The sequence below is a fragment of the Natronococcus occultus SP4 genome (genome assembly GCF_000328685.1).
Taxonomy (GTDB): domain Archaea; phylum Halobacteriota; class Halobacteria; order Halobacteriales; family Natrialbaceae; genus Natronococcus; species Natronococcus occultus.
Window position 1 is genome coordinate 3,798,605 of the sequence record NC_019974.1, and the last position, 25,709, is coordinate 3,824,313.

20 protein-coding genes are annotated in these 25,709 nt (G+C 62.7%); 11 read left to right on the forward strand and 9 right to left on the reverse strand.

What is annotated here, in order from left to right:
• Positions 1 to 80: 80 nt before the first annotated feature.
• From NATOC_RS18450 to NATOC_RS18460, 3 genes are all read right to left on the reverse strand, one after another.
• Positions 81 to 1,052 (reverse strand): ABC transporter permease, encoded by a 972-nt coding sequence (locus tag NATOC_RS18450; protein WP_015323000.1) that lies wholly within the window; start codon positions 1,050 to 1,052, stop codon positions 81 to 83.
• Entirely contained in the window at positions 1,049 to 1,969 is a 921-nt protein-coding gene (locus tag NATOC_RS18455; protein WP_015323001.1) for an ABC transporter ATP-binding protein, read from the reverse strand. Before NATOC_RS18455 ends, NATOC_RS18450 begins: the two co-directional genes overlap by 4 nt.
• 77 nt (positions 1,970 to 2,046) lie before the next feature.
• Positions 2,047 to 2,304: a hypothetical protein gene (locus NATOC_RS18460; protein ID WP_015323002.1), complete on the reverse strand. Its 258-nt coding sequence runs from the start codon at positions 2,302 to 2,304 to the stop codon at positions 2,047 to 2,049.
• A gap of 144 nt (positions 2,305 to 2,448) precedes the next feature.
• Between NATOC_RS18460 and NATOC_RS18465 the strand changes: the two genes are divergently transcribed.
• The 4 genes from NATOC_RS18465 (at position 2,449) to nrfD (ending at position 6,641) form a co-directional block, all read left to right on the forward strand.
• Entirely contained in the window at positions 2,449 to 4,209 is a 1,761-nt protein-coding gene (locus tag NATOC_RS18465) for an excinuclease ABC subunit C (protein ID WP_015323003.1), read from the forward strand.
• A 135-nt stretch (positions 4,210 to 4,344) separates the two neighbouring features.
• Positions 4,345 to 4,641 (forward strand): SUI1 family translation initiation factor, encoded by a 297-nt coding sequence (locus NATOC_RS18470; RefSeq protein ID WP_015323004.1) that lies wholly within the window; start codon positions 4,345 to 4,347, stop codon positions 4,639 to 4,641.
• A 67-nt stretch (positions 4,642 to 4,708) separates the two neighbouring features.
• The gene (locus NATOC_RS18475) at positions 4,709 to 5,191 is read left to right on the forward strand and encodes a GNAT family N-acetyltransferase (protein ID WP_015323005.1); all 483 of its coding nucleotides are present in this window, start codon (positions 4,709 to 4,711) and stop codon (positions 5,189 to 5,191) included.
• A gap of 88 nt (positions 5,192 to 5,279) precedes the next feature.
• Complete coding sequence (gene nrfD, locus NATOC_RS18480) at positions 5,280 to 6,641, forward strand: NrfD/PsrC family molybdoenzyme membrane anchor subunit (protein WP_015323006.1); 1,362 nt, start codon at positions 5,280 to 5,282, stop codon at positions 6,639 to 6,641.
• Positions 6,642 to 6,665: 24 nt separating this feature from the next.
• Here nrfD and uvrB read toward each other — a convergent pair whose 3' ends face one another.
• Positions 6,666 to 8,723, reverse strand: coding sequence for an excinuclease ABC subunit UvrB (gene uvrB / locus NATOC_RS18485; protein ID WP_015323007.1), 2,058 nt, complete (start codon positions 8,721 to 8,723; stop codon positions 6,666 to 6,668).
• 250 nt (positions 8,724 to 8,973) lie between these two features.
• Positions 8,974 to 10,011: a DUF4397 domain-containing protein gene (locus NATOC_RS18490; RefSeq protein ID WP_015323008.1), complete on the reverse strand. Its 1,038-nt coding sequence runs from the start codon at positions 10,009 to 10,011 to the stop codon at positions 8,974 to 8,976.
• A gap of 225 nt (positions 10,012 to 10,236) precedes the next feature.
• Between NATOC_RS18490 and NATOC_RS18495 the strand changes: the two genes are divergently transcribed.
• On the forward strand, positions 10,237 to 10,506 hold the full coding sequence (locus tag NATOC_RS18495) for a DUF7553 family protein (protein ID WP_015323009.1): 270 nt from the start codon (positions 10,237 to 10,239) through the stop codon (positions 10,504 to 10,506).
• A gap of 101 nt (positions 10,507 to 10,607) precedes the next feature.
• Here NATOC_RS18495 and NATOC_RS18500 read toward each other — a convergent pair whose 3' ends face one another.
• A complete protein-coding gene (locus NATOC_RS18500; protein WP_015323010.1) occupies positions 10,608 to 11,702 on the reverse strand; it encodes a saccharopine dehydrogenase family protein in 1,095 nt (364 codons plus the stop codon).
• 68 nt (positions 11,703 to 11,770) lie between these two features.
• Complete coding sequence (locus NATOC_RS18505; RefSeq protein ID WP_015323011.1) at positions 11,771 to 12,901, reverse strand: ORC1-type DNA replication protein; 1,131 nt, start codon at positions 12,899 to 12,901, stop codon at positions 11,771 to 11,773.
• Between the two features lie 418 nt (positions 12,902 to 13,319).
• Between NATOC_RS18505 and NATOC_RS22540 the strand changes: the two genes are divergently transcribed.
• Positions 13,320 to 14,021 carry a hypothetical protein gene (locus NATOC_RS22540; protein ID WP_083866616.1) on the forward strand — a complete coding sequence of 234 codons (702 nt, stop codon included), beginning with the start codon at positions 13,320 to 13,322 and terminating at the stop codon, positions 14,019 to 14,021.
• A gap of 994 nt (positions 14,022 to 15,015) precedes the next feature.
• Here the strand turns inward: NATOC_RS22540 and glmS are convergent.
• Both glmS and NATOC_RS18520 read right to left on the reverse strand, forming a co-directional pair.
• On the reverse strand, positions 15,016 to 16,821 hold the full coding sequence (glmS, locus tag NATOC_RS18515; protein WP_015323013.1) for a glutamine--fructose-6-phosphate transaminase (isomerizing): 1,806 nt from the start codon (positions 16,819 to 16,821) through the stop codon (positions 15,016 to 15,018).
• 637 nt (positions 16,822 to 17,458) lie between these two features.
• A complete protein-coding gene (locus NATOC_RS18520; RefSeq protein ID WP_245549666.1) occupies positions 17,459 to 18,193 on the reverse strand; it encodes a DUF7343 domain-containing protein in 735 nt (244 codons plus the stop codon).
• A gap of 255 nt (positions 18,194 to 18,448) precedes the next feature.
• Between NATOC_RS18520 and NATOC_RS18525 the strand changes: the two genes are divergently transcribed.
• From NATOC_RS18525 to NATOC_RS18545, 5 genes are read left to right on the forward strand one after another with little or no spacing between them, the layout of a single operon-like run.
• On the forward strand, positions 18,449 to 19,822 hold the full coding sequence (locus tag NATOC_RS18525) for a nucleotide sugar dehydrogenase (protein ID WP_015323015.1): 1,374 nt from the start codon (positions 18,449 to 18,451) through the stop codon (positions 19,820 to 19,822).
• Entirely contained in the window at positions 19,822 to 20,865 is a 1,044-nt protein-coding gene (locus tag NATOC_RS18530) for a glycosyltransferase family 2 protein (protein WP_015323016.1), read from the forward strand. Before NATOC_RS18525 ends, NATOC_RS18530 begins: the two co-directional genes overlap by 1 nt.
• Entirely contained in the window at positions 20,866 to 21,933 is a 1,068-nt protein-coding gene (locus tag NATOC_RS18535) for a DUF354 domain-containing protein (protein ID WP_015323017.1), read from the forward strand. It abuts the gene before it with no gap.
• 6 nt (positions 21,934 to 21,939) lie between these two features.
• Positions 21,940 to 22,929, forward strand: coding sequence for a glycosyltransferase family 4 protein (locus tag NATOC_RS18540; protein ID WP_015323018.1), 990 nt, complete (start codon positions 21,940 to 21,942; stop codon positions 22,927 to 22,929).
• Positions 22,919 to 24,907, forward strand: a complete 1,989-nt coding sequence (locus NATOC_RS18545) for a glycosyltransferase family protein (protein ID WP_015323019.1) — start codon at positions 22,919 to 22,921, stop codon at positions 24,905 to 24,907. Before NATOC_RS18540 ends, NATOC_RS18545 begins: the two co-directional genes overlap by 11 nt.
• The last annotated feature ends 802 nt before the right edge of the window (positions 24,908 to 25,709 follow it).

Consider the following 25,709-nt stretch of genomic DNA (forward strand, 5'->3'; position numbering starts at 1 on the left):
CGGAGACGGAACCCTAAGTACCCCGTCAGAATTTCGAGACGGTCTCGAAATCGAACAGTTCGGGGCGGGGTCGCACCCGCTCAGAGGTCGACGCGATCGAACCGGTAGAGCGCGACTGCGATGGGGACGACGACCCAGAACACGAGGATCAGGAGCGCGAACCAGTCCTGCAGGAAGAAGGGGAGCTCGCCGCCGAACAGCTCCGCGTCGAGCTCGGCCTGGAGCTCGATCGTATCGACGTCGGTGACGAGCGTGAGGACGCGTCCGTACGCCTCGCCGGGATCGAGATTGACGATGAAGTACGCCCACTCGGGCAGGCGCTCGATGGCGACTTCCTCCCCGTCGAACTCCGTCGTGGCGGTGACGGTATCAAAAAAGAGGACGTCGCGTTCGGCAAGCAGCATGAACATATCCGAGAGCGTGTTCCAGACGACGTAGAACAGCACGAAAACGCCGAACATCGCCGCGCCCGCGATCGTCGTCGAGCGGGTCAGCGAGGACAGCGAGACGGCAATGCTGGTGTAAGCGATCCCGTAGACGATCGAGACCGCGAGCAGCCCGACGTAGTCGACGACGTCGAACCCGCCAAGCAGGGCAGCGACGACGGCGGCCGCGAGAACGAACCCGAGGGTCAGCGACAGAGACAGCACGGCCGAGCGGCCGAGTAGCTTGCCCAGCAGGACGTCCTTCCGGGAGTGAGGCAGAGAGAGCAGGATCTTGATGCTGCCGCTCTCGCGCTCGCCGGCGATGGCCTTCCAGCCGAGCACGAGCGCGATCAGCGGGATAACTAGTCGCGTAATCTCGCTGACGAAGCCGACCAGGACGTCCGTTGTCGCGCCCTGGGCCGCGAGGTCCTCGCCGAAGTAGGAGACCGCACCCGTCGTCGCGACGAGCAGGGTAAAGAAGAAGACGCTCAGTCCCCAGAACAGCCACGAGCGGACCGAGTCCTGGAAGTCCTTCTTCGCGACCGTCCGGACGCTCTCGGGGTTGATCGAACTCGATGGAGCCGTCGTCCCACGGTCGGTCGTTCCGGCTTCCGTCTCGGTGTTCATCGGGCGTCAACCTCCGTGGTGTAGGACTGGAAGACGTCCTCGAGCGAGGCCTCCGAGGTCGAGAAGTCACGAACCTCGAGCCCCTGGTCCTCCAGAGCCGCGAGGACGTCGGTCTTCGAGCCCTCGACCCGGATCGCGAGCGTCGGCGGTGTCTCCTCCTCGACGAGGACCTCGGAGACGTCGGGTAGCGACCGGACCGAACCGATCGCGTCCTCGTCGAGGCGGTCGACGGTGACCCGAAGCACGGTCCCGTCGCTAACAGACTCCCGAAGCCCCGCGACGGAGTCGACGGCGACCATCTCGCCGTCCCGGAGGATGCCGACCCGATCACAGACGGCTTCGACCTGCTCCATGATGTGACTCGAGAAGAAAACCGTCGCCCCCCGTTCGCTCTCCTCGCGAACGATCTCGCGCATCTCGCGGGCGCCGTTTGGATCGAGCCCCGTCGACGGTTCGTCCAGGATCAGCAGGTCGGGTTCGCCGACCAGCGCCATCGCAAGCATGAGCCGCTGGGCCATCCCCTTCGAGTAGCCGCCGGCCTTCTTGTCGATCGCGTCGGCCAGATCGACCCGCTCGAGCAACCGTTCGGGGTCGTCGTCGACACCCTTTGAGTCGATCGCGAACTCGAGGTGTTGCCGGGCCGTGAGCCGATCGTACGTGCGATACCCCTCCGGGAGCACTCCTGTCCGTGAGCGGATCTCGCGGCTGTGGGTCTGTGCGTCGAGCCCGAGCACCTCGACTCGTCCCGCCGTCGGGCGAACGAAGTCCAGGAGGACGTTGATCGTCGTCGACTTGCCGGCCCCGTTCGGACCGAGGAAGCCGAACACCTCGCCGTCCTCGACCTGGAAGGAGAGGTCCTCGAGCGCGAGGGTCTCGCCGTAGGACTTGGTCAGCCCGTCGACCGTGATAGCGGGCATAGTTGGTGGCCGAGTGAAGACACCGTCGGCCGATAAGGATTGTCACTCCCGCAGCGTCGGACGCCGAACCGACCGAATCAGATCGGGTCGTCGGGATCGTAGTTCGTCGCGGTTCGATCGGCCTCAGTCGCGTACCGGTCGCGGGTCGCCTCGTCCGGAGCGTCCTCGAGCTGGTCCGGCGAGAGCTCCTTTGCGGCCGTGACGTCCGACGCGGCCGACGCCGCCAGCTCCCGGCGGTAGATCGACTCGCCGTCGGGCGTCGCGTACGTTAGCGTCACGAGACCCTTGTCGTCGTACTCGCGTTCGACCAGCCAGCAGCGGATCGTCTCGCTCATGGCCGCACCTGGGAGGGCCACCACCGAGAATGTACCGCGTCCACTCTGGCCGTCGGTTCGAGCCAACCACGAGTCGAGGCGACGGTCCCACCGCCCCGATCGCGAGGAGTCAGCCTGAAACCCTTCGCCACCGTAGGCCCGCCGATGAACGCCGAGGGGGTCCGCGAGCGCGCGACGTCGTTACCGCGAGAGCCGGGCGTCTACCAGTTTCGGGCCGACGGGACGACGCTGTACGTCGGGAAGGCGGTCGATCTCCGCAGTCGGGTCCGCTCCTACGCCGACCCGCGCAGCGCCCGCATCCGCCGGATGGTCGACCGCGCAGACGAAGTCGAGATCGCCGTCACCGACACCGAGACCCAGGCGCTGTTGCTCGAGGCGAACCTCATCAAACGCCACCAGCCCCGGTACAACGTCCGGCTGAAGGACGACAAATCGTATCCGATGGTCCAGCTGACCGACCACCCGGCGCCGCAGATCGAGATCACCCGCGATCCCGACGAGTCCGCAACCGTCTTCGGCCCGTACACGAACAAACGCCAGGTCGAGACCGTCGTGAAGGCCCTGCGGGAGACGTACGGTGTCCGGGGCTGTTCGGACCACAAGTACGCCGGCCGTGACCGACCGTGTCTCGACTACGAGATGGGGCTCTGTACGGCGCCGTGCACCCGCGAGATCGACCTCGAGAGCTACGCCGAGGACGTCACTGCCGTCGAACGGTTCCTCGAGGGCGAGACCGGGATCCTCGCCGATCCGCTACGCCGAGAGATGGAGGCCGCAGCCCAGGACCAACAGTTCGAGCGCGCGGCGAACCTGCGGGACCGCCTCGAGACCGTCGAGGCGTTCCACGGCGAGGGCGGCGAGGCCGTCCAGTCGACCGGCGACGAGCGGGCCGTCGACGTCCTGGGCGTGGCGATCGAGGGTGAGGACGCGACGGTCGCCCGCCTGCGGGCCGAGAACGGGAAGCTCGTCGATCGGGACCGACACACGCTCGAGGCGCCCGGCACCGATACAGGCGACGAGGACGTGCCGGAGTCCGGCGCCGTCCCCGCCGTGCTTGCAGCCTTCATCGTCCAGTACTACGCCGAACGGGAGCTACCCGACGCCCTCCTGTTGCCCGAGCGCCACGGCGACGAGGAGGTCGCGGCCTGGCTCGAGACCGAGGGCGTCGCCGTACGGATTCCTGGTGCGGGTCGCGAGGCGAAACTCGTTGACCTTGCGCTGAAAAACGCCCGCCGGAACGTGGGTGGGCGCGACGAGTGTGCCATGCTCGCCGACGCCCTCGGGATCGATTCGGCCGAACGGATCGAGGGGTTCGACGTCAGTCACGCCCAGGGGAAGTTCGCGGTGGGGAGCGACGTCGCTTTCGTCGACGGCAGCGCCGAGAAAGCCGACTATCGGCGGAAGAAGCTGGCCGACGAGAACGACGACTACGCGAACATGCAGGCGCTAGTGGAGTGGCGCGCCCGTCGGGCCGTCGAGGGCCGCGATGACCGTCCCGACCCGGATCTGTTGTTGATCGACGGCGGCGAGGGCCAGCTCGAGGCCGCCCGCGAGGCGCTCGCGGAGGTCGGCTGGGACGTTCCGGCCGTCGCACTCGCGAAGGCCGAGGAACGGGTGATCACGCCCGACCGCGAGTTCTCCTGGCCCGACGACGCGGCTCACCTCCACCTGCTTCAACGGGTTCGCGACGAAGCGCACCGCTTTGCGGTTCAGTACCACCAGACGATCCGCGACGACGTAAAGACGGTCCTCGACGACGTCCCCGGGATCGGCCCCGAGACCCGAAAACGGCTGCTCGGTCGCTTCGGCAGCGTCGAGAACGTCCGCGAGGCGAGCTCCGAGGACCTCCGGAGCGTCGCCGGCGTCGGCGAAAAGACCGCCCGGACCATCAACGAACGACTCTGACAACCTCCCACGACTGAAGTCGTGGGCCTTCTCCTTGAATCTCTGTAATGCCTTCGAGGACACCTCCCAACGCCGGACGGTCGGACGGTCGGGCGAGTCCACAGGGTTTTGCCTCTCGCCGTCCTCCGTGTATTCGTGTCAAACGACGACTCGCTCGACGACCTGCTCGACGAACTCGACAGCCACGGCGATCTCGAGACCGCCGAGCAACGGCTGTCGATCCGCATGGAAGAACGGCGGTACGGAAAGCCGGTGACGATCGTCGAGCGGTTCGAACTCCCGAAATCGGACGTGGAGTCGATCGCCTCCGATCTCAAGTCCTCGCTGGGAACCGGCGGCACCGTCGACGAGGACCGCATCGAACTCCAAGGCGACCACCGCAACCGCGTGCCGGAACTGCTCCGAGAGCACGGCTTCAACGTCCAAACGTAACCCTGGTTGGACCGGTCCAAATCGAGTTGCGAGTAATTCTTTGATGTTTGGTGTCGTAGCACACGGCATGGAGATCCGACCCGCCACGACCGATGACCGCGAATCGCTCCGACAGCTCGCCCGCGAGACCTGGCACGAGACCTACGACGAGCTCTCCGGCGACACGATCGACGAGACGATCGACGACTGGTACGGCGACGAGGAGCTCGAGCGCGCGCTCTCGGAACCGGGAACGGCCGTCCTCGTCGCCGAGGACGACGACGAGATCGTCGGCTTCACCCACGGCGTCGTCCAGGGCGAGGAAGGCGACGTTCTCCGGATGTACGTCCACCCGGACAACCAGCGCGAAGGGGTCGGCACGGCGCTGCACGAACGGCTTCGCAAGGATCTCGAGGACTTCAACATGAGCCGGATGCGAGCGATCGACTTTGCCACCAACGAGGGCGGGCGGGCGTTCTACGAGGAGCTCGGCTTCGAGCAAACTGGGGACGGCGAGGTCGAGATCGGCGGCGAGTCGCGACGGGAGGTGGTGTACACCCTCGAGCTGTAGCGGCGCCAGGACCCTTAAAAGAGTGCTTGCATGCTCACCGGACGGATGGAAGTAACCGGTCGGCATGAGGGTGTGAAGAGTTCGCACAATGAGCACGAAAGCGCCTACGGAAGCGGACATACTGCGCCCGATCAAGAACACGACGACGCGGTACTTCCTCCTGGCCGGCGTCGCTGGCCTGGCGCTGTTGCTCTTTCTGATCGGCTGGGCCTACCAGCTTGCCGAGGGGCTGGTCGTCACCGGCCTCTCGGACTGGGGAACCGGTGGGGGCGTCACCTGGGGCGTCTACATCGGTGCGTTCATTTGGTGGGTCGGGATCGCCCACGGCGGAATCATCCTCTCCGCAGCAGTGCGGCTGCTCGGCATGGATCGGTACATGCCCGTTGCCCGCCTGGCCGAGATGTTAACACTCGCTGGACTCTCTGCCGCGGGCTTTTACATTATCGTCCATATGGGTCGTCCCGATCGGATGGTTACGAGCGTCCTCGGTCACTACCACATTACCGTGCACAGTTCGCCGCTGGTGTGGGACGTGACGGTCATCACGGCCTACTTCGTGCTGACCGCGACCTATCTCGGGCTCACGCTGCGGTACGACGTGACCCGGCTGCGCGATCAGCTGCCGGACCGCTTCGAACCGATCTACAAGGGACTGACGATCGGCTACTCCGAGCGCGAGGACGAGATCGTCCAGCGGATGGTGTGGTGGCTCGCGCTCGCGATCATCATCATGGCGCCACTGTTGCTCCACGGCGGCGTCATTCCGTGGCTGTTCGCCGTCCTGCCGACGTACCCGGTCTGGTTCGGCGGGGTGCAGGGACCGCAGTTCCTGACCATCGCGCTGACCTCGGCGATCAGCGGCGTGATCCTGCTTTCCTTTGCCTTTCGCTGGGCGTACGACTGGGATCACATCATCACCGACGACGTCTTCAGGGGACTCCTGCTGTGGCTCGGGTTTTTCTGTCTGCTCTTTCTCTGGCTTCAACTCCAGCAGAACGTGGCCGGCGGTTTCGCCCCACCAATCGACCTGGGCGTCGCGGCCGACGCGCGACTCGCTCACCCGGTCTACCTCCTCTCGATGGGACTCGTCTTCGCCGTGCTGGCGTATATTTTCGCCCAGTCGATCCGTCCCTCGCTGTTCTCCAAGGGACGCGCGCTCGCCGCCGGTCTGTTGGTGCTGTTCGCGACGCTGATCGAGAAGGTGCTGTTCGTCGTCGAGGGCTTTTTCCACCCCAGCTTCGAGATCTACGGAGCGACTCCGGGCACGTACTTTCCGAGTCTGATCGAGTTCGCCTCGATCGCGGGGACGATCGGGATGGTCGTCCTCTTTTTCCTCCTCATCGCGAAGATCGTCCCGGTCGTCGAACTCCACGCCATCGAACACCTCCGGGGCGATCACGGCGAACACGACGCCCATCCCGAACGCGCCGATCACGCCGAACACGAGTGAGTCCGTCCCGTGCCAGGTGTGCGTTCAGAACTCCTCGGCCGGCGGCGCGATCCCGTCGTCGGTCTCGGTCTCGAGGGCGAACTCCTCGCGAACCTCCCTGATCCGATCGCGGATGTCCGCCGCGAGCTCGAACTCGAGGTTGCTCGCGGCCTCTTCCATCCGATCCTCGAGCTCCGCGATGTAGCGGGCGGCCTCCTCGTCGTCCTCGAGTTCGCGTCCCGAAATCTCGGTCGTCTCTGTCTTGCTTCCGGGCAGGTTGGTCTCGCCGACCTCCTTCTCGATAGTCGTCGGCTCGAGGTCGTGTTTCTCGTTGTACTCCTGCTGGATCTCGCGACGTCGCTGGGTCTCCTCGATCGCCGACTCCATCGCCGCGGAGGGGTCGTCGGCGTAGAGGACGACCTCGCCGTTGACGTTTCGCGCGGCCCGTCCCATCGTCTGGACGAGCGTCGTTTCCGAGCGCAGGAACCCCTCCTGATCGGCGTCCAGGATGCCCACGAGCGAGACCTCGGGGATGTCCAGTCCCTCCCGCAGGAGGTTGATCCCGACCAGCACGTCGATCTCCCCGAGCCGGAGCGAGCGGATGATCTCGTGGCGCTCCAGGGTGTCGGTCTCGTCGTGCATGTAGGCAACGTCAACCCCGGCCTCCTCTAGGTACTCCGTGAGATCCTCGGCCATGCGCTTGGTGAGTGTCGTCACCAGCGTCCGCTCGTCGCGTTCGATGCGCTCGTCGATGCGATCCATCAGGTCGTCGATCTGGCCGCTCGCCGGCGAGACCTCGATCTCGGGGTCGACGAGGTGAGTCGGCCGGACGATCTGTTCGACGATCTGTTCGCTCTGTTCGCGCTCGTAGTCACTCGGGGTCGCCGAGACGTACAGCGTCTGGTCGGTTTTCTCCTCGAACTCCTCGAAGGTCAGCGGGCGGTTGTCGTACGCCGTGGGGAGTCGAAAGCCGTTCTCGACCAGCGAGTCCTTCCGGGACTTGTCACCCTCGTACTGGCCCTTGATCTGGGGTAACGTCTGGTGGGACTCGTCGATAACGGTGAGGAAATCGTCGGGGAAGTAGTCGAGTAGCGTGTACGGTGCTTCCCCGGACTCCCGGTCCGAGAGATACACCGAGTAGTTCTCGATCCCCGAGCAGTACCCCGTCTCCTGCATCATCTCGAGGTCGAACGTCGTTCGCTCCTCGATACGCTGGGCGGCGAGCATGTCGCCCTGGCGTTCGAAGTACGAGATCCGGCTATCGAGGTCGTCGCGGATCTCGTCCATCGCGCGCTCGAGTTTCGTCTCCGGGATCGAGTAGTGCTCGGCCGGGTGGACCAGCACGGCCTGCTGTTCACCCTGGGTCTCGCCCTCGAGAGGATCGACCTTCACCATGCGGTCGATCTCGTCGCCCCACAGCTCGACGCGGACGGCGTAGCGGCCGTACATCGGATAGATCTCGACCGTATCGCCACGCACCCGAAACGTCCCCTGGGTGAAGTCGACGTCGTTGCGTTCGTAGTTCAGATCGACGAGTCGGGCCAGGAGTTCGTCGCGACCGACCTCCTCGCCGACCTCGAGTCGCATCGACATATCGATGTAGTTGCGCGGGTCCCCGAGACCGTAAATCGCCGAGACGCTCGCGACGACGATGACGTCCTCGCGAGTCAACAGCGATCGGGTCGCGGAGTGGCGCAGGCGGTCGATCTCGTCGTTGATCGAGGCGTCCTTGTCGATGTAGGTGTCGGTCTGTTCGACGTAGGCCTCGGGCTGGTAGTAGTCGTAGTAGGAGACGAAGTACTCGACGGCGTTGTTCGGGAAGAGGTTCCGAAACTCCTCGTAGAGCTGGGCCGCCAGCGTCTTGTTGTGGGCGATAATCAGCGTCGGCTTCTGAATCTCCTCGATCGTCCAGGAGACCGTGTTGGTCTTTCCCGACCCCGTCACGCCAAGCAGCGTCTGTTTCTCCATCCCCGAGCGAAACCCGTCCGAGAGCTGTTCGATCGCCTCGGGCTGATCGCCCGCGGGATCGAACGGCGCGTCGACCTCGAACGGCCGATCGACGTCGGGACGGTCCGGCTGGAGGGGACCTCGAGAGTCACTCATCATCGGGATCAGGGACTCGAGACACTTGACGCGCTCGCATATCCCGCGGGGTGACCGCGTCCTCTTACCCGGTCCACGAGGGGGCTCGAAAGCCGAGATCAGGAACGATCAGATCCGGTGTGAGCCGTCCGGACACGCTTTGGCCACATGGACGACGACCCACCGGTTGCCGTCAGCGGGGGTCGTCGAGAACAGAGCGACGACGAGCCGAACCCCGACCGAAAGTAAGGGGATAGCTCGATCGGTGAAATTACCGGTCGTAGTCGGTTGCCATTTCCTTCATTGTGTCTTTCATCTTTTCTTTCATATCAGCCATCTCCTCCTTGTCGTCAGCTACCCGGTCGGCCATCTTCTTTTTGTCGTTAACCATATCTTTCGGCCGCTCCTTCTTCGGCTCTTCCTCGACTGGCTCCTTCTTCGGCTCCTCTTCCTTGGGTTCCTTCTCCTTGGGTTCCTCTTTTTTCGGCTCCTCTTCTTTGGGCTCTTCCTCCTTCGGCTCCTCTTCTTTGGGCTCTTCCTCCTTCGGCTCCTCGTCCGCCACCATCCCATCGACGGTCAGTTCGACGGTGAACTCGCGGTCGGCGAACTCCTCGGGCGGCTCGAGGTAGCCGATCGCGTATCCGGTGTAAGCCGTTCCTTCCTCGAGCGCAACGTCGAACGCCGCCACCTCGTCGGGGTCGCCGGCCGGCCGAATCGAGAGCGTGTACTCGCCCGCTGGGACCGCGAGGTACTCAGAGACGTCCTCGAAGGAGACGCCCTCAGCCAGCGGCGTGTCGTTAGCGAAGATATCGACCGCGGGGGCGTCCGGCGAGAAGTGCGCAACCCGGACGAACGCGGAGCCGGGCTCGGCGTCCTCGGGCAGCGGCTCGCCATCGGTGAGAATCTCCGGTCGGAACGTCTCGGCCTCGAGCTCGCCGATCGCCGCGACCGTGGCGAACCCCTCGGCGACCTCGACCTCGTCCTCGAAGACGACGGTTTCGGGGTCGCCTGCTGCCGTAATGGCGACAGTGTAGGCTCCGGGATCGAGCTCCAGATACGGCGAGACATCGCCGTAGGGGACGTCCGCAAGCACCTGCTCGTCGTCGACGAGAACGTCGACGCTCGGCGCGTCAGGCGAGAAGTGTGCGACCCGAACCGCCGCGGAGACGGCAGCCGGTTCGTCGGCTGCGTCGTCGGTCGGTCGCTCGTCGTCCTCGTGTTTGCCCTTCGCGAAGACGGTACCGCTGGTGATACCTAACCCGCCCGCTACAGCCATCGCTTTCAGAGTCGTGCGTCGTGAGACGGACATATGCAACCGTGACCGGGCTGCGGGACGACAAAAAGCCGTCAGTCAGTACTGGAGACTCTCCTCCGATTGCCGAGGGCGACGATCGGGTACGGTCACCATACCGGGAATAACTCTCCCGTACGCGACCGACGACTACCGGCCCGAACCGCGAGACGGCAGCCCGCCCTTCATAGCGGGGCTGATGTCTGGCCAACCGTTATGGGTCGGCTCGTCATGGCGTCGAATATGGCTCAGGAACTGAAGCAGGTACGCGACGAACTCGAGAAGGCAGCGAAAGTGGCCGACGACGACGACCTTCGCGAGGACGTCCGCGAGCACGTCGACGCCTTCGAGGATTACACGGTCGGCGACCAGGAGCCGGACCATGCGCTCATGGACGAACACCTGAACGGGATCCGGCAGCTCGGCGAGCGCGCCGAAGGCGATACGAAAGATCACCTCGACAGTGCTCTCGAGACCGCCGAGGAGTACCGGGAAGATCTCGACCAGGCCTAATCCACTGCTCTCGCGGCGTTTGGACCGTAACGTTCGTTTCGGTTCGATCGTCTACGTTCTCGGACAGCGGTGGTCTCCATGGCCACGACGCCGTAGACCAGCTATCGCAAGAGCGGGCTGAGCGGCGACGTCTCCTCTGGAGTCTCCTCGTCGAAAAAGCCCTCGACCCCGTCGAGTCCGAGAACGAACTCGGCACCGAACGCGTCGGCGGGTGTCTGGAACCCCGCGTCCGCGTCGCCGGCGAGGACGCGCTCGGCGACCGTCACGGCGCCGTCGACGGTGACGACGTACGGGTCGGGCGTCCGCAGGCGGGAGACGACCCGCTCGCCGTCGTCCTCGACCCGCGCCTCGCCCCAGACGTAAGCCGTCCCTCGCTCGCGGGCCCACTCGGCTGGTCCGTCGCGGACTCCCGCCAGCTGCTTCAGTACCCACCGGACCGGCTTCGACTCGAACAGCGGCGTGAGATACCGGTGAGATTCGAGTGCGAGCCGCGCCGGCTGGGGCAGCATAGCGTACATCTCGACGTTCGGAATTCCGGTGGTGTAGTGTGCCGTACAGATATCTCCCATCGGCATCGTCACCGCCGGGCGCTCGCCGCGACCGAAGTCGATCTCGCGGGTTCGCCAGGCCGTCGGTACGCTCTCGACGCGCCCGTCGCGGCGGACGGCGCCCTCGGTGTTCGAACCCTCAAGGACCGTCCGAACGGTTCCGACCGACGGAATTCGAATCGAGTCGACGCCGAGCGCGAGGCTGTCGGCCTCCGGCAGGCGGTCGGCAAGGTGAGCGGCCAGACAGTCCATCGGGATCGTCGACAGCGCGGCCGCCGGCAACAGCGTGACTCCGGCCGCACGCGCCTCCTCGTCACGGTCCTGGATCGACTCGATAACCGGAATCTCACCGGTGATGTCGACGTAGTCCGTGCCGCTACGCAGACAGCCCTCGACCAGCGGCTCGGCCGTGTTCGAGAACGGTCCGGCGCAGTTCAACACGCAGTCGACGTCCTCGAGTGCCTCGGCGACGACGTCCGGTTCCTCGAGCGAGAACCGCCGACCCGGCTGCTCGAGGTCGGCGACCTGTTCGCGCAGCTGATCCCGATCGCGGCCGGCGAGGATCGGATCCAGTCCGCGATCAATCGCGTCCTCGGCGACCAGACTACCGACGTATCCGTACGAGCCGTAGATCAGGAGCGATCCCATACGGACGGGACCGCGACGGCGGAATTAAACAGCAGGCCGGCAGATGACACCACGATCCGGGTTGCCGGTCACTCGAGGCGGTCCAGGACGGCGTCTTTCTCGTAGGAAAGCGACAGCGACCGTGATCGACCCCGACCCTCGATGTCGGCGTACTCGGCGTCGATCAGTCCGAGCTGGTCGAGTTTGTTAACGATCTCGGAGTAGCGAGTGTAGCCGAGGTCGGTCGCCGCCTGAAACCGCTCGTAGACCTCGCCGGCCTGCCCGCCGTCGTTCGTGGCGATTACCTCGAGCAACGCTCGCTCGGTCTCCGACAGCCCGGAGAGGCTCCGGGAGAGATTGATGTACTTCGATTTCTCGTAGGCGTCCTCGACGTCCTCGAGCTCGACGGTACGGCTCCCCCGCATCTCGGCGTTGAGCCCCGCGCGGCGCAACAGATCGATCCCGACGCGGAGGTCGCCGCTCTCAGCGGTGCGGTCGGCGACGTGTTCGAGGGTCTGGCGCGAGATGACTCCGTCCCGGAACCCACGCCGAACCCGTTCGTCGAGGATATCGACGATCTCGGGCTGATCGTAGACCGGGAAGTACACCTCCTCGGGCCGGAAGACGCTCTGGACCCGGGAGTCGAGTTCGTCGATGACCTCGAGAGTGGGATCGGAGGAGACGACGATGACGCCGATCTTCGCGCCCGGATACTCCTCGTGGGCGCGAAGCAGCGAGTACAACGTGTCCGAGGCCTCGTTCTCGTAGAAGAGGTAGTTGACGTCGTCGAGCGCGACGACCAGCACGCGGTCGTCCTCAACGAGCTTGTCGGCGATCTGGCCGAACAGCTTCTTGAACGAGATACCAGACGAGGGCGGCTCGTAGTCGAAGGTTCCCTCGAACAACCGCGAGAACACCGAGTATCGCGTCGAGTTGACCTGGCAGTTGACCCGAATCGTTCGGACCTCGCTAGTCTGGGTACCGATCTCGTCGAAGAGTTTCTGGATCGCTGTCGTCTTTCCCGTTCCTGGCGGCCCTCGAACCATGACGTTCAGCGGTCGGGATCCACGCACCGCTGGTCGCAGCGCGTACGTGAGGTTCTGAGTTTGGGTTTCGCGGTGTTTGAACGTCTCGGGAACGTAGTCGATCTCGAAGACGTGCTCGTTTCTGAACACGGACTCGTCCCACGACAACATCCCCTCTTCGGGGTCGTCTCCCATCACTTTCACCACGCTGTCGTAGTTACTTAGTTGTTTGCGAGGCGAATCGATGCGGTCTCTGATCAACCGGAAATAGTATCGGTTCGATCCTGCGCTTCGGTCGGTCGTTTCGGAAGACGGTGCCACCGACGAAAGTACCGGTTCGTTTAATGGCCGTATAATGAAGCGTCATACCTCACAAGTAGTTCTCAATGGGACCAGGTATCTCGTCGTGGCACGCGCGAGATTTAGCCAAGCGCCGCTGCGGTCTTCCTCTTGAAGCGTCCTCGACGAGCCACGACGCGAAGCGAGCGACGGCCACCGGTCGAACGAACGACTGGTGTCGTGTCGCTCGCAGGAAGCGGCATCACGCAACGCCGATCGATTCGTTGGTACAGACGTATCGGAACCGAACAGTAAGCTCGCCGAATCTATCAGTATGAGTCATTCGCCACAACAGAGCACCCGATCAGTCTCGACTGGCGCCCAACTCCTGCTGATCGTCGCTGGAATCGGTTTTCTCGTTGCGGGAATCGCACTCGCCGCGAGCGGGTCGGGAATCGACGACGCGATTACCGGCGTCGACGACGAGGAGATCGAGGGCGAAACCGATCCCGACGAACCGGACACCGACGAGGGAACGGACACCGATGACGGCGGAGACGAAGGCAACGGTGACGATAACGGTGCTGACGACGCTGGAGACGATACTGACGACGCTGGAAACGGTGCTGACGACGCTGGAAACGGTGCTGACGACGCTGGAAACGGTGCTGACGACGCTGGAAACGGTGCTGACGACGCTGGAAACGGTGCTGACGACGAGCCTGCGGACGACGGAGGCCCGTTTGACGATGGGAGCATCTTTGATGACGACGATGCTGCGGACGACGATGCGGCGGACGACGATGCGGCGGATGACGATGCGGCGGATGACGATGCGGCGGATGACGATGCGGCGGATGACGATGCGGCGGATGACGATGCGGCGGATGACGACGCGGCGGATGACGACGCTGCGGATGACGACGCGGCGGATGACGACGCTGCGGACGACGATGATGACGATGATGACGATGATGACGATGACGATGATGACGATGACGATGATGACGATGACGACGACCCCTGGTTCGAGTAACGAAACACCGTAGCGTTCCCTTTTCTGCGAGGACGTCTCAGTCGACCTCGGGCCGTGCCTGAGACGTCGGAGACATGATCTCCCTCGTTGATACTACGGGTTGGGGTGTCTCTTTGATCGAAAGACCTCGCTGTTGCCAGCAGTGGTCGTCCCACTCGAGGCGAACGCACTCCGGTGTCCCCTCTCGGCCTGTTCCAGCCGGAGACAGCGGGCCGAGCTCTCTAGCTCACCATCGCCCCCTGGAGGAGATTCTCTGAATCACCCACGTCCGCGTACCCCCTCGAACCCATACGAGCCAACCGGAATACGTCGCCGTTACAGAGAACCAGTGCGAACACCAACGACTGACGTCCAAGCGCGTACGCTTGAAGCGAATCGTCTCGCCACGTGCCGAGGGAAGGATACGCACCCGAGACGGGTAACGAAAGCCCGCTCTCTCGCCCGGGGGTCGTACTGACGCGACCCAAAACGCGGGCCGGTGACGGAACTGGCGAATCCGCGAACCGCTCCAAACGCGTGGGACGCCCGTCTGTGACGGGCGGAAGAAGGTCAGGCTCCACGTGGCGCCTTCACCGCATCCCGACGACGCGTCCGCTTCCGACTCTCCGACCACGCTGCTCCCATACTTGCCTTATAACACGATGTACATCAGACAGCAGAACCGACCGTACACCCAGATCGGATCCGTTTTCTCGCTCACAGTCGTCGAACAAGTGTATCTCGCGCACAGCGGCCAACTCACCGACGAAACCGTCCCTACGCTCCACTCTCGAGAGAGGCGGGCGAGATGACGGACGAGGACGTCCCGAGCGTGGTCGCGGTGCGCCGCCACTTGTCGGCCAGCCGTTCGATCAGAACGTCCAGTGAGTCATCGGAACGATTCGATTTCTGCCCGATACGCCGTGCTTCGATGGGGCAATCTGAAGATTGTGGAAAACCGTCGTTCGAGTAGTGAGAAAAGGGACTGAAACGTCCGGGAGGATCGATCCGAGGGTTACTCGACCGTGACGCTTTTCGCCAGGTTACGCGGTTTGTCGATCGGTCGGTCGAGCAGATCCGCAGCGTAGTACGAAACCAGCTGCAGCTGGACGTTCGCGAGTAACCCGGCCCAGACGGGGTGGGTATCCGGAACCGAGAGGTGGGCGTCGGCGGTGTCGACGACCGGGTGCTCGTCCGGCGAGACGGCGACGATCGGCGCGCCTCGCGTCTGGGCCTCGATCGCGTTGGTCTTGGTCTTTCCGTCGTCGCCGCCGGTACAGACCGCGAAGACCGGTGTCTGCTCGGTAACGAGCGCGAGCGGTCCGTGCTTGAGCTGTCCGGAGGCGAACCCTTCGGCGTGCTCGTAGGTTATCTCCTTGAACTTCAGGGCGCCCTCGAGCGCGACCGGGTTGCCGAGACCGTTACCGATGAAGAAAAACGACTGGCTGTCGATATACTGTTTGGCCAGTCGCTCGGCGTCGGTCGTCTCGAGGATCTGCTCGACCTGCTCGGGAAGATCGCTGAGACTCTCGAGCATCGCCTCGACGTCCTCGGCCTGCTCGGCGTGGTCGAGATCCGCGACGATCCGCTGCCCGACGAGCGTGAGCGTCACCGCCTGCGACGAGAACGTCTTCGTCGCGGCGACACCAACCTCGGGTCCGGCCCGGATGTACACTGCGTCGTCGACCTCGCGGGCGACCGTCGAACCGACGACGTTTGTCACCGCGAGCGTTCGCGCACCGCGATCGGCAGCCTCGCGAACCGCACCCAGCGTGTCGGCTGTTTCACCGCTCTGGGTGACCGCGATTGTCAGCGTGTTCTCGTCGACCGGTCCGGCGACGGAATCGTACTCGCTCGCGCGGATCACCTCAGTGCGAACGCCCGCCGACTTCAGTAACTGAGCGCCGTAGATCGCGGCGTGGTAGGAGGTCCCGCAGGCGACGAGCTGGACGGCGTCGACGTCCGTAAAGGAGCCTTCCGGCAGCGCCTCGAGGGAGACTTCGCCGTCCTCGACGCGGCCCTCGATCGTGTTCGAGAGGGCGGTCGGCTGGTTGTGGATCTCCTTTTTCATGTAGTGGTCGTACTCGCCCTTGCCGGCGTCTTCGGGGTCCCAGTCGACCGTGTCGACTTCGCGGTGGACCGGTTCGCCGGACAGATCAGTGATCTCGTAGGAATCAGGCTCGAGAACGACGACGTCACCGTCTTCGAGGTAGATGACCTCGTCGGTGTAATCGAGGAAAGCCGGAACGTCGCTCGCGAGGAACCAGTCGTCGGTTCCGAGGCCAAGTACCAGCGGCGAACCCTTTCGGGCCGCGTAGACGCGATCCTCGTCCTCGACGATTGCCGCGATCGCGTAGCTTCCTTCGAGGGTTTCGACCGCTTTGCGAACTGCGGCTTCGGTCGACAGCTCGTCGCGGTACTCGTTGATGAGATGCGGGATGACCTCCGTGTCGGTATCGCTCTGAAAGACGTGGCCTTTCTCGGCCAGTTCACTTCGCAGCTCCGCGTAGTTGTCGATAACCCCGTTGTGGACGACGGCAATGTCCTCGGCGGAGTCCGTGTGCGGGTGGGCGTTCTCCTCGGTCGGCGGACCGTGGGTGCTCCACCGAGTGTGACCGATTCCGACGTTCCCGGTCGGAAGATAGTTCAGCTTCGATTTCAGATCCGAGACCTCACCGGAAGTCTTGTGAACCTTCACTCCAGAACCGTTCTGGACGGCGATTCCGGCCGAATCGTAACCCCGATACTCGAGGTTCTCGAGGCCAGTCAGCAGCGTATCGGCGGCGTCGTCGGAGCCGATTCGTGCGATGATCCCACACATTAGTCGAGCACCTCCTCCGAATCGGTCGCCGAGAAAGCACAGAGAGAACGGGGTGGGTCGATTAACCGTCGGTTCGGTACGCCAGTACGGCGTGCAGTCCTGTAGCGTGTCATAGATCTAATCCTCCCGGGCCGTCCGTCCCTGAACGTCGGCCCGGCGTTACCGGATACGTTACCGACATAGCCCATTACTATGGATCAGATAACCAGTAACGGACGGTCCGTTCCACGGTTTTCCCAACCGTCGTCAGTAATATTATATTATTGTGGACCGATGAGTCGCGCTTAGCGTTTCGGAGAACGACTGTCGACACGAGTTCGGAACGACAACGACACACCGATCGAGCGACCACGTTCTGTTGCAGACACACGACACATCCTTATTCGATCACTAAGAGCCCCAGCGTGCGCGATTTCGCACCGTACTCGCTAAACGGTTCGAACGCCGAATGTCGGATGCAGTACTGGCGCCGCTCAGCTGAAACGGGGGGCGGGATCCGTCACAGATGGCGCACGGGGTTCGTGGTCCGGGTCGAACAGCGAGCTTCAGTACCTACAGCCGTTTCATCTTTAGAAAACTATCGGTTTTGTGCCACTACCGAGCAAAGAACAGATACCCAGCGACGTCGTTCTGACGACTACTGTGGAGAGTTAGTAACAGTGACGGAGTCGTCGGAATCCACTGCCTCGCCGGGACCGTGGTCGGCGAGGACGATCGCGTTCTCCCGGCCGACCGAGACCTTGCCGATCTCTCCTCGATCGTGCATCTCCGAGAGGAGTCGGCTGACCTTCGATTTCGACCAGCCTGTCTCTTCGACGATCCGATACTGATAGGTGCGTCCGTCGTTTTCGACAAGGATTCGGATGATCTGTCCCCTGTCGCTTAGTAGTTCGTCGGGGGTGTCAGGCGAAATGTACGTTTCGTAAGTGTGAGTGGGTTCGTCTTCCGAGGGGTCCTCGTCCTGGGTAGCGTCATCCTCGGTAGCGAACATCGCCGCCGGATCGAGCGTTACGTCGCGGTTCGAGAGCGCCTCGATAAGTCGGGCACCGATAAGAACGCCGATTATCACCACCGCAGCAGCGACCAGGATGAGTTCCCAGAGCGGCGTTTCACCGAAGAACTGGGCGATCTGAGAGAGGCTGAGACTGGTGACGAAAAAGGTCACCGTCGAGTGGATTATTGCGCCGTCCGACGACGAAACCAATGTGGTTGTAGACGCGTCGCCGACGGTAGCCAGTGCGTCGCTGGAGACGGATTCGGATACGGTATCGATCGTTCTGAGCTCCATGGTTGCTAGATTCGGGTGTGACCGAGCGTGAGAGAACATATTCACATCGGTCGTATTAGCACACAATATGACATCCAACTTCATTATGCGGTCAAACAGATTTGCTTAACAGCGAAATAAGATGACAGGGGCTGAGAACCGAAACCAAGGCTGAACGCGGGTTGAGAGGAGACGACACTGTTGACGAATCCGAACGACGTGTGATGGGGCGGGTTATTGGCTATATAGTAAACCGATGAGACCGTCTCTGTCCGAGCGAAGCGTGCCAGCCGTCTGCGGACGGCTGACACACAGGATTCCGGCGCACGTTGTCGGGCGTCGGGTACGTGATACACCACCATGACCCCACCACTCAGCGATACCGAGAGCCGAACTGACAGACCAGAGAGCGATCATCCGGGCAGTATCGAACAGACGACGGACGATCGCCTCCAGGACGTGACGGTCTGTGTCGTCGGTCTTGGCTACGTCGGACTCCCGCTTGCGGTCGGGTTTGCACAGGCGGACTACGAGGTCGTTGGCTTCGACGTCGATAGCTCGAAGGTCGAAACGCTGCGAAACGGGGTCGATACGACCGGGGATCTCTCGGATGAAGACGTTCTTGACGGTGACATCACTTACACAACCAATGCGTCCGCAATTCGTGATGCCGACTACGTGCTCGTTACGGTTCCAACGCCTGTCGAGGACGAACGACCGAACCTCGAATTCATCGAGAGCGCCGCCGAAACGGTCGGTAAACACCTGACACGAGGAACGACCGTCGTACTCGAGTCGACGGTGTATCCGGGTGTCACGCGTGAAGAGTTTGCACCGGCTATCGAGGACGCGTCCGGTCTCGAGCGCGGGGCGGACTTTTTCGTCGCGTACTCCCCGGAGCGAGCGACGCCAGGCGACGGCGAACACTCGCTTGACAGCGTCGTCAAGGTCGTCGGCGGAGAGAGCAACGACGTCCTCGAAAACGTCGCGACGCTGTACGAGTCGGTGGTCGAAGCGGGCGTCCACCGCGCCCCGTCGATCGAAGTCGCCGAGGCGTGCAAGGTCGTCGAGAACATCCAGCGCGACGTCAACATCGCGCTAATGAACGAGCTCTCGATGGCCCTCGAGAAGATGGATATCGACACCCAGGACGTCCTCGAGGCCGCGGGAACGAAGTGGAACTTCCACGACTACCAGCCGGGACTGGTCGGCGGGCACTGTATTCCGGTCGATCCCTACTTCTTCGCTCACCGAGCGAGGCAAGCTGGTGCCGACCCGGAACTGATCCTCACGGGTAGGGACGTCAATGAGGCGATGCCCGACCACATCGCCGATCTGACGATCAAAGCGCTCAACGACGGCCACAAGACGCTCTGCGAGAGTCGGATACTCGTGCTTGGATTAGCGTACAAGCCGAACGTCGGTGACATTCGGAGCTCGAAGGTGGCAAACGTCATCGACCGGCTCCAGCAGTTCGACATTGACGTCGTCGGATACGATCCACACGCTGACGGCGCTGCAGTCGAACGGTCGTTCGGAATTGACGTTCAGGAGTCGCTTTCGTTCGCGGGTTTCGACGGGGTCATACTGGCAACACCGCACGCGGAGTTCGATGACCTCGCTCTCGACGGAATGGTGGCGGCGCTCAACGACGATCCTGCCCTGGTTGACGTCGCGGGAGCGTTCGACGCCGATGATGCAACTGCCCAGGGCTTCAGCTACCGGAGGGTATAATGTATCGCGGTCATACGGTCGGTGTCATCGTGCCGGCGTACAACGAGGAATCACACATCGGAGAGGTTCTCGCAACGATACCGTCGTTCGTCGATCGGATCTATGCCGTCGACGATCAGTCGACGGACGACACCTGGAGCGTCATCCAGGAGTACACGACGGCTTCAGAGCGAGTAACCAACGACGAGGCGTCCAACGTCGAAGCCGGGTCTCCACCCGAAGCCCCGCCCTCGATCGCCGACGGCGGGCAGATCGGTGACACCGAGATCGTGCCGATTCGCCACGAGGAAAACCAGGGCGCCGGCGGGGCGCTGCGGACGGGGTACGTCCGCGGGCGCGAAGACGGGATGGACATCGTCGTCACGATAGACGCCGACGGACAGATGGATCCGGAACAGCTCCCGTCACTGCTCGATCCGATCGTCGAGGACGTAGCCGACTATACGAAGGGGAATCGGCTGGCCGATCCGAAAAGTCGGCGGGAGATGCCGCCGTTTCGTCTGTTCGGAAACTGGCTGTTGACCCAGCTGACGAAGATCGCGAGCGGATACTGGACGCTTCAGGATCCACAGAACGGATACACTGCGATCTCCCAGGAGGCACTAGCGGCGGTCGACGTCGAGTCGCTTCCCGACGATCACGAGTATCCGAACGATCTGCTCGTCAGATTAAATATCGCCGGGATGCGGATCGCCGACGTCTCGATGCCGGCGGTGTACGACGACGAGGAGTCGACGATCGAGTACGAGCGGTTCGTTCCGATTACTTCGGTAACGCTCCTGCAGGGGTTTCTTCGGCGGATGTACAGTCAGCTTTCGAACGATTACCGCGATCCGGTAGCAATCGGGTACGCGACCGGGACCGCGTCGTTTGTCGGCGCCGTCGCGGTCGCGATCGATACCGGTTCGACCTCCCTCGAGGGCGACGGATCCTCGAGCGGGCTCCTGCGAGCCACGATAGCGTTCGTAGCGAGCGGAATTCTGTTCCTAAGCGCGATGGGAATCGACGCCGTCAAGAACGCAGAGAACGGGGTGTATCGGTAGATGCGTGTTATCGTGACGATCCAGCACCCGGCCCACGTACACTTCTTCAAACACGCTGTCACCGAACTCGAAGCGGACGGACACGACGTGTACGTCTTCGCACGAGAGAACGAGGTCGTCAGGGATCTCCTCGAACACTACGAGATCGATCACGAGATTCTGGCCGGAGAGTCCGACTCACTGTTCTCGCTTGCGAGGGTGCAGGCGACCTATGAGGCGCGGCTACTGGCCCGAGCGCGCCGGATCAAACCGGACGTAATTACGGCCATCGGCGGCCCCGCAGCGACCCACGTCGCGAAGCTGGTCGGTGCGAAAAGCGTCGTCTTCTACGACACCGAACACGCGACGCTGATCAAGATGCTCGCGTACCCGTTCGCGGACGTCGTCTGTACGCCGGAGTGTTACGACGGAGATATTGGCTCGAAGAAAATCGAGTACCCAGGCTACCACGAACTCGCGTACCTCCATCCCGATCGGTTCGAACCCGATCCGTCAGTGCTCGAGGAGGCGGGACTGAAACCCGACGACACCTTCGTCGTGATGCGGCTGAGTAGCTGGGACTCCTCACACGATATGGGACAGGGCGGCTTCGACGATCCCGTCGAGGCCGTCGAACGACTCGAGGACGCCGGGGCGACGGTCCTGATAACCTCGGAGGTCCCGCTTCCCGCCGAGCTCGAATCCAACCGGGTTACGGCGTCGCCCGAACAGATGCACGATCTGCTCGCGTACGCGGACTGTTTCGTTGGTGAGGGTGCGACGATGGCCGCCGAGGCCGCAGTGCTTGGAACGCCGGCAGTGTACGTGAATTCGCTCTCGCTCGGGTATATGCGGGATCTAGAGGAACAGTACGGGCTCGTTTTCAACTTCAACGACGATAATCGCCACGCCCGCTCGCTGGAAAAGGCCGTCTCGATCATCGAGGCCGGTGAGGACGACACCTGGAACCGTCGACGGGAACGACTGCTCGTCGACCGGGTCGACGTGACCGACGTCATCGTTCGGGAACTCGAGACCGCCGTCGGAACCGATCCGGACCGCTCGACAGCCGCCGCAAACGCCGACTGACACGATATGCACGTACTCCACCTCATCACTACCACGCGTTCGTTCTTCGAACAACAGATCTCCGTCCTCGAGGATCGTGGGATCGACTGTACCGTCATCGGCGTTCCGGGCGAGTACACCGCCGACTCACCCCGGACCGCGACGGACTACCTTCGGTTCTATCCGAAGGTGCTCTCCCATGTCCGGGCAGACGACTACGACCTCGTTCACGGCCACTACGGGCTCGTCGCACCGTTTGCCCTCGCCCAGCCAACGCGTCCGGTGGTGATGAGCCTCTGGGGAACCGACCTGATGAGCGATATGGGCTGGCTCGAGACGATCAGCCGGTACGGTGCTCGGTTCGCCGACGCGACGATCGTCCCGAGCTCGGCGATGTCCCGCGAACTCGACGTCGATCACGTCGAGATCCCGTTCGGTATCGACACGGATCTGTTCAGACCGATCTCCCGCGAGCAGGCCCGCGATCGCGTCGGCTGGGACGCCGACGAACGGATCGCGCTGTTTCCGTACGATCCGGACAGAGACGAAAAGGACTATCCGCGGGCCAGACGGATCGCCGACCGTGCGGAGACCGAACTGGAGGTCAAAACGATCGAGGGTATCCCCTACGAGGAGATGCCCTATTACATGAACGCAAGTGACCTCCTCCTCGTGACGTCGAAATACGAGGCTGGGCCGATGGCGGTCAAGGAAGCAGCTGCCTGTAACGTCCCGATCGTCTCGACGGACGTCGGCTTCGTCGAGGAGACGATCGGAGGACTCGATACCTGCGTCGTCAGCGACGACGACGGCGAACTCGCAGCTGGACTCGATTCTATCCTCGCGGGGTCTCGCCGCTCGAACGCTCGCGAGGCCATCGACGGACTGAGCCTCGAATCGATGGGCGATCGGCTCGTCGAATGTTATCGGGGCGTCCTCGAACAGCGCGGGCGTGATACGACGGAGTTGTCAGCCGAACAGACCGAAGACCGGGAGGAAACGTACCATGGCGTCTAGGATGTCGCTATCCGACGTGCGGCCGTTACGCCTCGACACGACCGCGGCGATCGCCGGGCTGATCGTTGCACTGTTGCTGTTTCCGCTTCGGTTTTTCGCCTCCCAGATCTACATCGACACGATTCCGATCGTCGTCGGCCTCGGCTGCGTGCTGTACCTGCTTGCAGTTCACCAGAACGAGGGCGAGCGAACGCTGCCGACGCTGTCGACCCCGGCAACGATGGCGTTACCGAGTATCGTGACCGTCGGGATGGCCGTAATGATCCTCGTTACCATCCTGCAAGGGGCACGGACGCCGGTGTTTTTCGCGATCTCGAGTGCCGTCGGAACCCTGTTGTTCGGCCAGATTCTGTTCACGAGCGATCGGGATTTCCACCGCGGGCTCGTGTTGTTCCAGCTGGTTCTGTTCGCGTTCGTCTTCCGATTTACCGCGCTGTATGCGACTCCGGGATACATCGGGATCGACGTCTGGACCCACATGGCTGAACTCTCCCAGGCGATCGCCGTCGAACAGTCCCTGGGTGCGATCGATTACGACAAACACTTCGCCTCCCCGTTCTTCCACCTGTTCGTCGTCGCGTCCTCACTGGTCTACGACGTTTCCCTGCGGGCCGGACTCTACCTCTCGGTCGGGGTCGCGATGCCGCTCTCGATTCTGGTCGTGTATGCTGCGTCGAACCTTCTGGTTCCAGCACGATGGGCGACCTTCGCCGCAGCGGTGTTCTCGGTCGCCAGCTACACCGTCATGTGGGGCGTCCATCTGATTCCGACCAGTATGGGGCTCGTCTTCTTCCTCGCGATCGTCTATACGTTGATCCGTGTGATGCGCATCGAGTACACCAGCCGCGACTTCGCGCTCCTCGTGTTCCTCTCGATCGGAGTCATTCTGACACACCAGATCTCGACGTTTATCGTGCTGGTTCTGCTCGGCGCCGCATTCCTGGCACAGATCCTCTTTATGACCGGGCCGCTGGGACTGACGCGACTCGATACGAGCGTCTTCCGGACCAAGAAACCGGTAAATCTGATCGGTCTTCTCGTTTTTAATTTCGGCCTCGCGATCTTCGTGTGGTCGTTAACGCCGTTCCGAGGGGATACGTTCCTTGGCACCGTACTCGAGTGGTTCGGCCAAACGCTCGAGGAAAGCGCTGGGTTCCTCGAACTCGCGTCACCGGGTGCAACGGGCGACGAGGAGGCGGCAGTACCCGATACGGGAACGACATTGCTCGATCAGATCGTTCCGTACGTCAACGAAATCGGCTTCCTCATCCTATTCGGGCTCACGCTCGTCGGTTGTCTGTACGTCGTCCATCGACGACGCGCCGAGCAGTCGGTCTTCACTCTGATGCTCGGGACAGGGGTTATGCTCTTTTTCGTCCTCGGGCTTCCGATGTTTGGAATCCAGAACTTCGTTCCAACGCGATGGTTTGCCTTCCTCTATGCGTTGATGGCGATCCTCGGTGCAATCGGAGTTCGAATGCTCAGTCGCAACCTCTCACCCGCACCGATCGTCGCCATTCTATTGGTCATCGTGTTGTTGTATCCGGGCGGAATGATGCTCGCCGCCGAAAGCAACCCAGACAACCCGGTGTTCTCGGATCAACACGAGCGGTTGGCCTACGACCAGGCCGAACTCGCTGCCGTCGATACGGTCGGAGAGATGACCGGATCGCCCGCTGGGGACGAAATCGTTGAGGAACAACGCCTCTACACAGATCACCCGTATCAAACAGTGTTCGAACGAACCGGAGCCTATCCATCGACGATGTCGATCGTCCTCCCTAGTGACGGCTACGCAGAGCACGACTACGTCGTCTACCGAACGACCCAGTCCGAGGACGCGACCTACTTCTCCAGCGAGGTCGGGCCCGGATACAACGACAATCCGTCCAAAGAGCGTATCTGCCGGACGACCCAGTCGACGCTGTACGACAACGGCGACGTCAACTTCTGTGGGCCCTCGCCCGCGTACGGGTAGCTGGCTGGACTGGGTACCGCTGTCAGTCTCGAGTCGCGACCGACCCAGTATCCGAGAGAGCGCTCGGGAGGGGGTATAATCTCTTCGAACGTACGGTCGATACGTCAACCGGCTCGAGACGCCGAAGGCGTCTTATCATCGAGCGAACCATGGTTTCGCGGACCTCGTGGACGAGGTCTGCTCAGTTACGGAAGATCGAAGATCTTCCGAACGATCGAGGCTTGTCACTGGACTCCCGTTCTAACCGAGTAATTCGGCAGGCGTGTACTCGCCGTTCACGTCACCGTCCCTGGCTTCAGGGCCAGTTGACTGGTGGCCCATCCACTGCGAGACCTCTGCCCGCGATAGAGATACCCACAGTACCGATTGGCGATGTTCTTTGCCGTCGCAAATGCTTCGGTTTGCTGCCCATCAGACGTAGTCTGATGACCGCGTTGCAATCCGCATTCACCTCATACCTACACGACTGACACTCGAACACCTTGTCGTCACGATCCACAGTGCGAGCAGCGCTGACTCGTGTCAGCTACCCACTCGTTCACGGGTGGCTTCAGCGTGGGACTCCCAGTGGAGTGGTGCGGGGAGTGAGCAGGGGAGTTCTCACCCGACCCGACGTACAGTCGGTTCAGTACCAGCTGTACCCAACCTCGATGGGCTGGTTCGGAACGTCCCTCCGTCACGTCACACGGTAGTACCATCCCCGCTGTTCTGGGCGACTGACACAACCCCACCACACCCTCCGTTTGTGGCTGGCGTGGAGCTACCGACGATTGTGACGGGAAATAACTTCAACTGGGGAGTC

Excerpts from the sequence above, each read along its gene's own strand:
- NATOC_RS18490 (WP_015323008.1), bottom strand. The coding sequence starts at position 10,011 with ATGTCCGTCTCACGACGCACGACTCTGAAAGCGATGGCTGTAGCGGGC.
- NATOC_RS18460 (WP_015323002.1), bottom strand. The coding sequence starts at position 2,304 with ATGAGCGAGACGATCCGCTGCTGGCTGGTCGAACGCGAGTACGACGAC.
- NATOC_RS18465 (WP_015323003.1), top strand. The coding sequence starts at position 2,449 with ATGAACGCCGAGGGGGTCCGCGAGCGCGCGACGTCGTTACCGCGAGAG.
- NATOC_RS18500 (WP_015323010.1), bottom strand. The coding sequence starts at position 11,702 with ATGGGATCGCTCCTGATCTACGGCTCGTACGGATACGTCGGTAGTCTG.
- NATOC_RS18495 (WP_015323009.1), top strand. The coding sequence starts at position 10,237 with ATGGCTCAGGAACTGAAGCAGGTACGCGACGAACTCGAGAAGGCAGCG.
- NATOC_RS18525 (WP_015323015.1), top strand. The coding sequence starts at position 18,449 with ATGACCCCACCACTCAGCGATACCGAGAGCCGAACTGACAGACCAGAG.
- uvrB (WP_015323007.1), bottom strand. The coding sequence starts at position 8,723 with ATGAGTGACTCTCGAGGTCCCCTCCAGCCGGACCGTCCCGACGTCGAT.
- NATOC_RS22540 (WP_083866616.1), top strand. The coding sequence starts at position 13,320 with ATGAGTCATTCGCCACAACAGAGCACCCGATCAGTCTCGACTGGCGCC.
- NATOC_RS18455 (WP_015323001.1), bottom strand. The coding sequence starts at position 1,969 with ATGCCCGCTATCACGGTCGACGGGCTGACCAAGTCCTACGGCGAGACC.
- NATOC_RS18545 (WP_015323019.1), top strand. The coding sequence starts at position 22,919 with ATGGCGTCTAGGATGTCGCTATCCGACGTGCGGCCGTTACGCCTCGAC.
- NATOC_RS18520 (WP_245549666.1), bottom strand. The coding sequence starts at position 18,193 with ATGAAGTTGGATGTCATATTGTGTGCTAATACGACCGATGTGAATATG.
- NATOC_RS18475 (WP_015323005.1), top strand. The coding sequence starts at position 4,709 with ATGGAGATCCGACCCGCCACGACCGATGACCGCGAATCGCTCCGACAG.
- NATOC_RS18535 (WP_015323017.1), top strand. The coding sequence starts at position 20,866 with ATGCGTGTTATCGTGACGATCCAGCACCCGGCCCACGTACACTTCTTC.
- NATOC_RS18450 (WP_015323000.1), bottom strand. The coding sequence starts at position 1,052 with ATGAACACCGAGACGGAAGCCGGAACGACCGACCGTGGGACGACGGCT.
- nrfD (WP_015323006.1), top strand. The coding sequence starts at position 5,280 with ATGAGCACGAAAGCGCCTACGGAAGCGGACATACTGCGCCCGATCAAG.
- NATOC_RS18505 (WP_015323011.1), bottom strand. The coding sequence starts at position 12,901 with ATGGGAGACGACCCCGAAGAGGGGATGTTGTCGTGGGACGAGTCCGTG.
- NATOC_RS18540 (WP_015323018.1), top strand. The coding sequence starts at position 21,940 with ATGCACGTACTCCACCTCATCACTACCACGCGTTCGTTCTTCGAACAA.
- glmS (WP_015323013.1), bottom strand. The coding sequence starts at position 16,821 with ATGTGTGGGATCATCGCACGAATCGGCTCCGACGACGCCGCCGATACG.
- NATOC_RS18530 (WP_015323016.1), top strand. The coding sequence starts at position 19,822 with ATGTATCGCGGTCATACGGTCGGTGTCATCGTGCCGGCGTACAACGAG.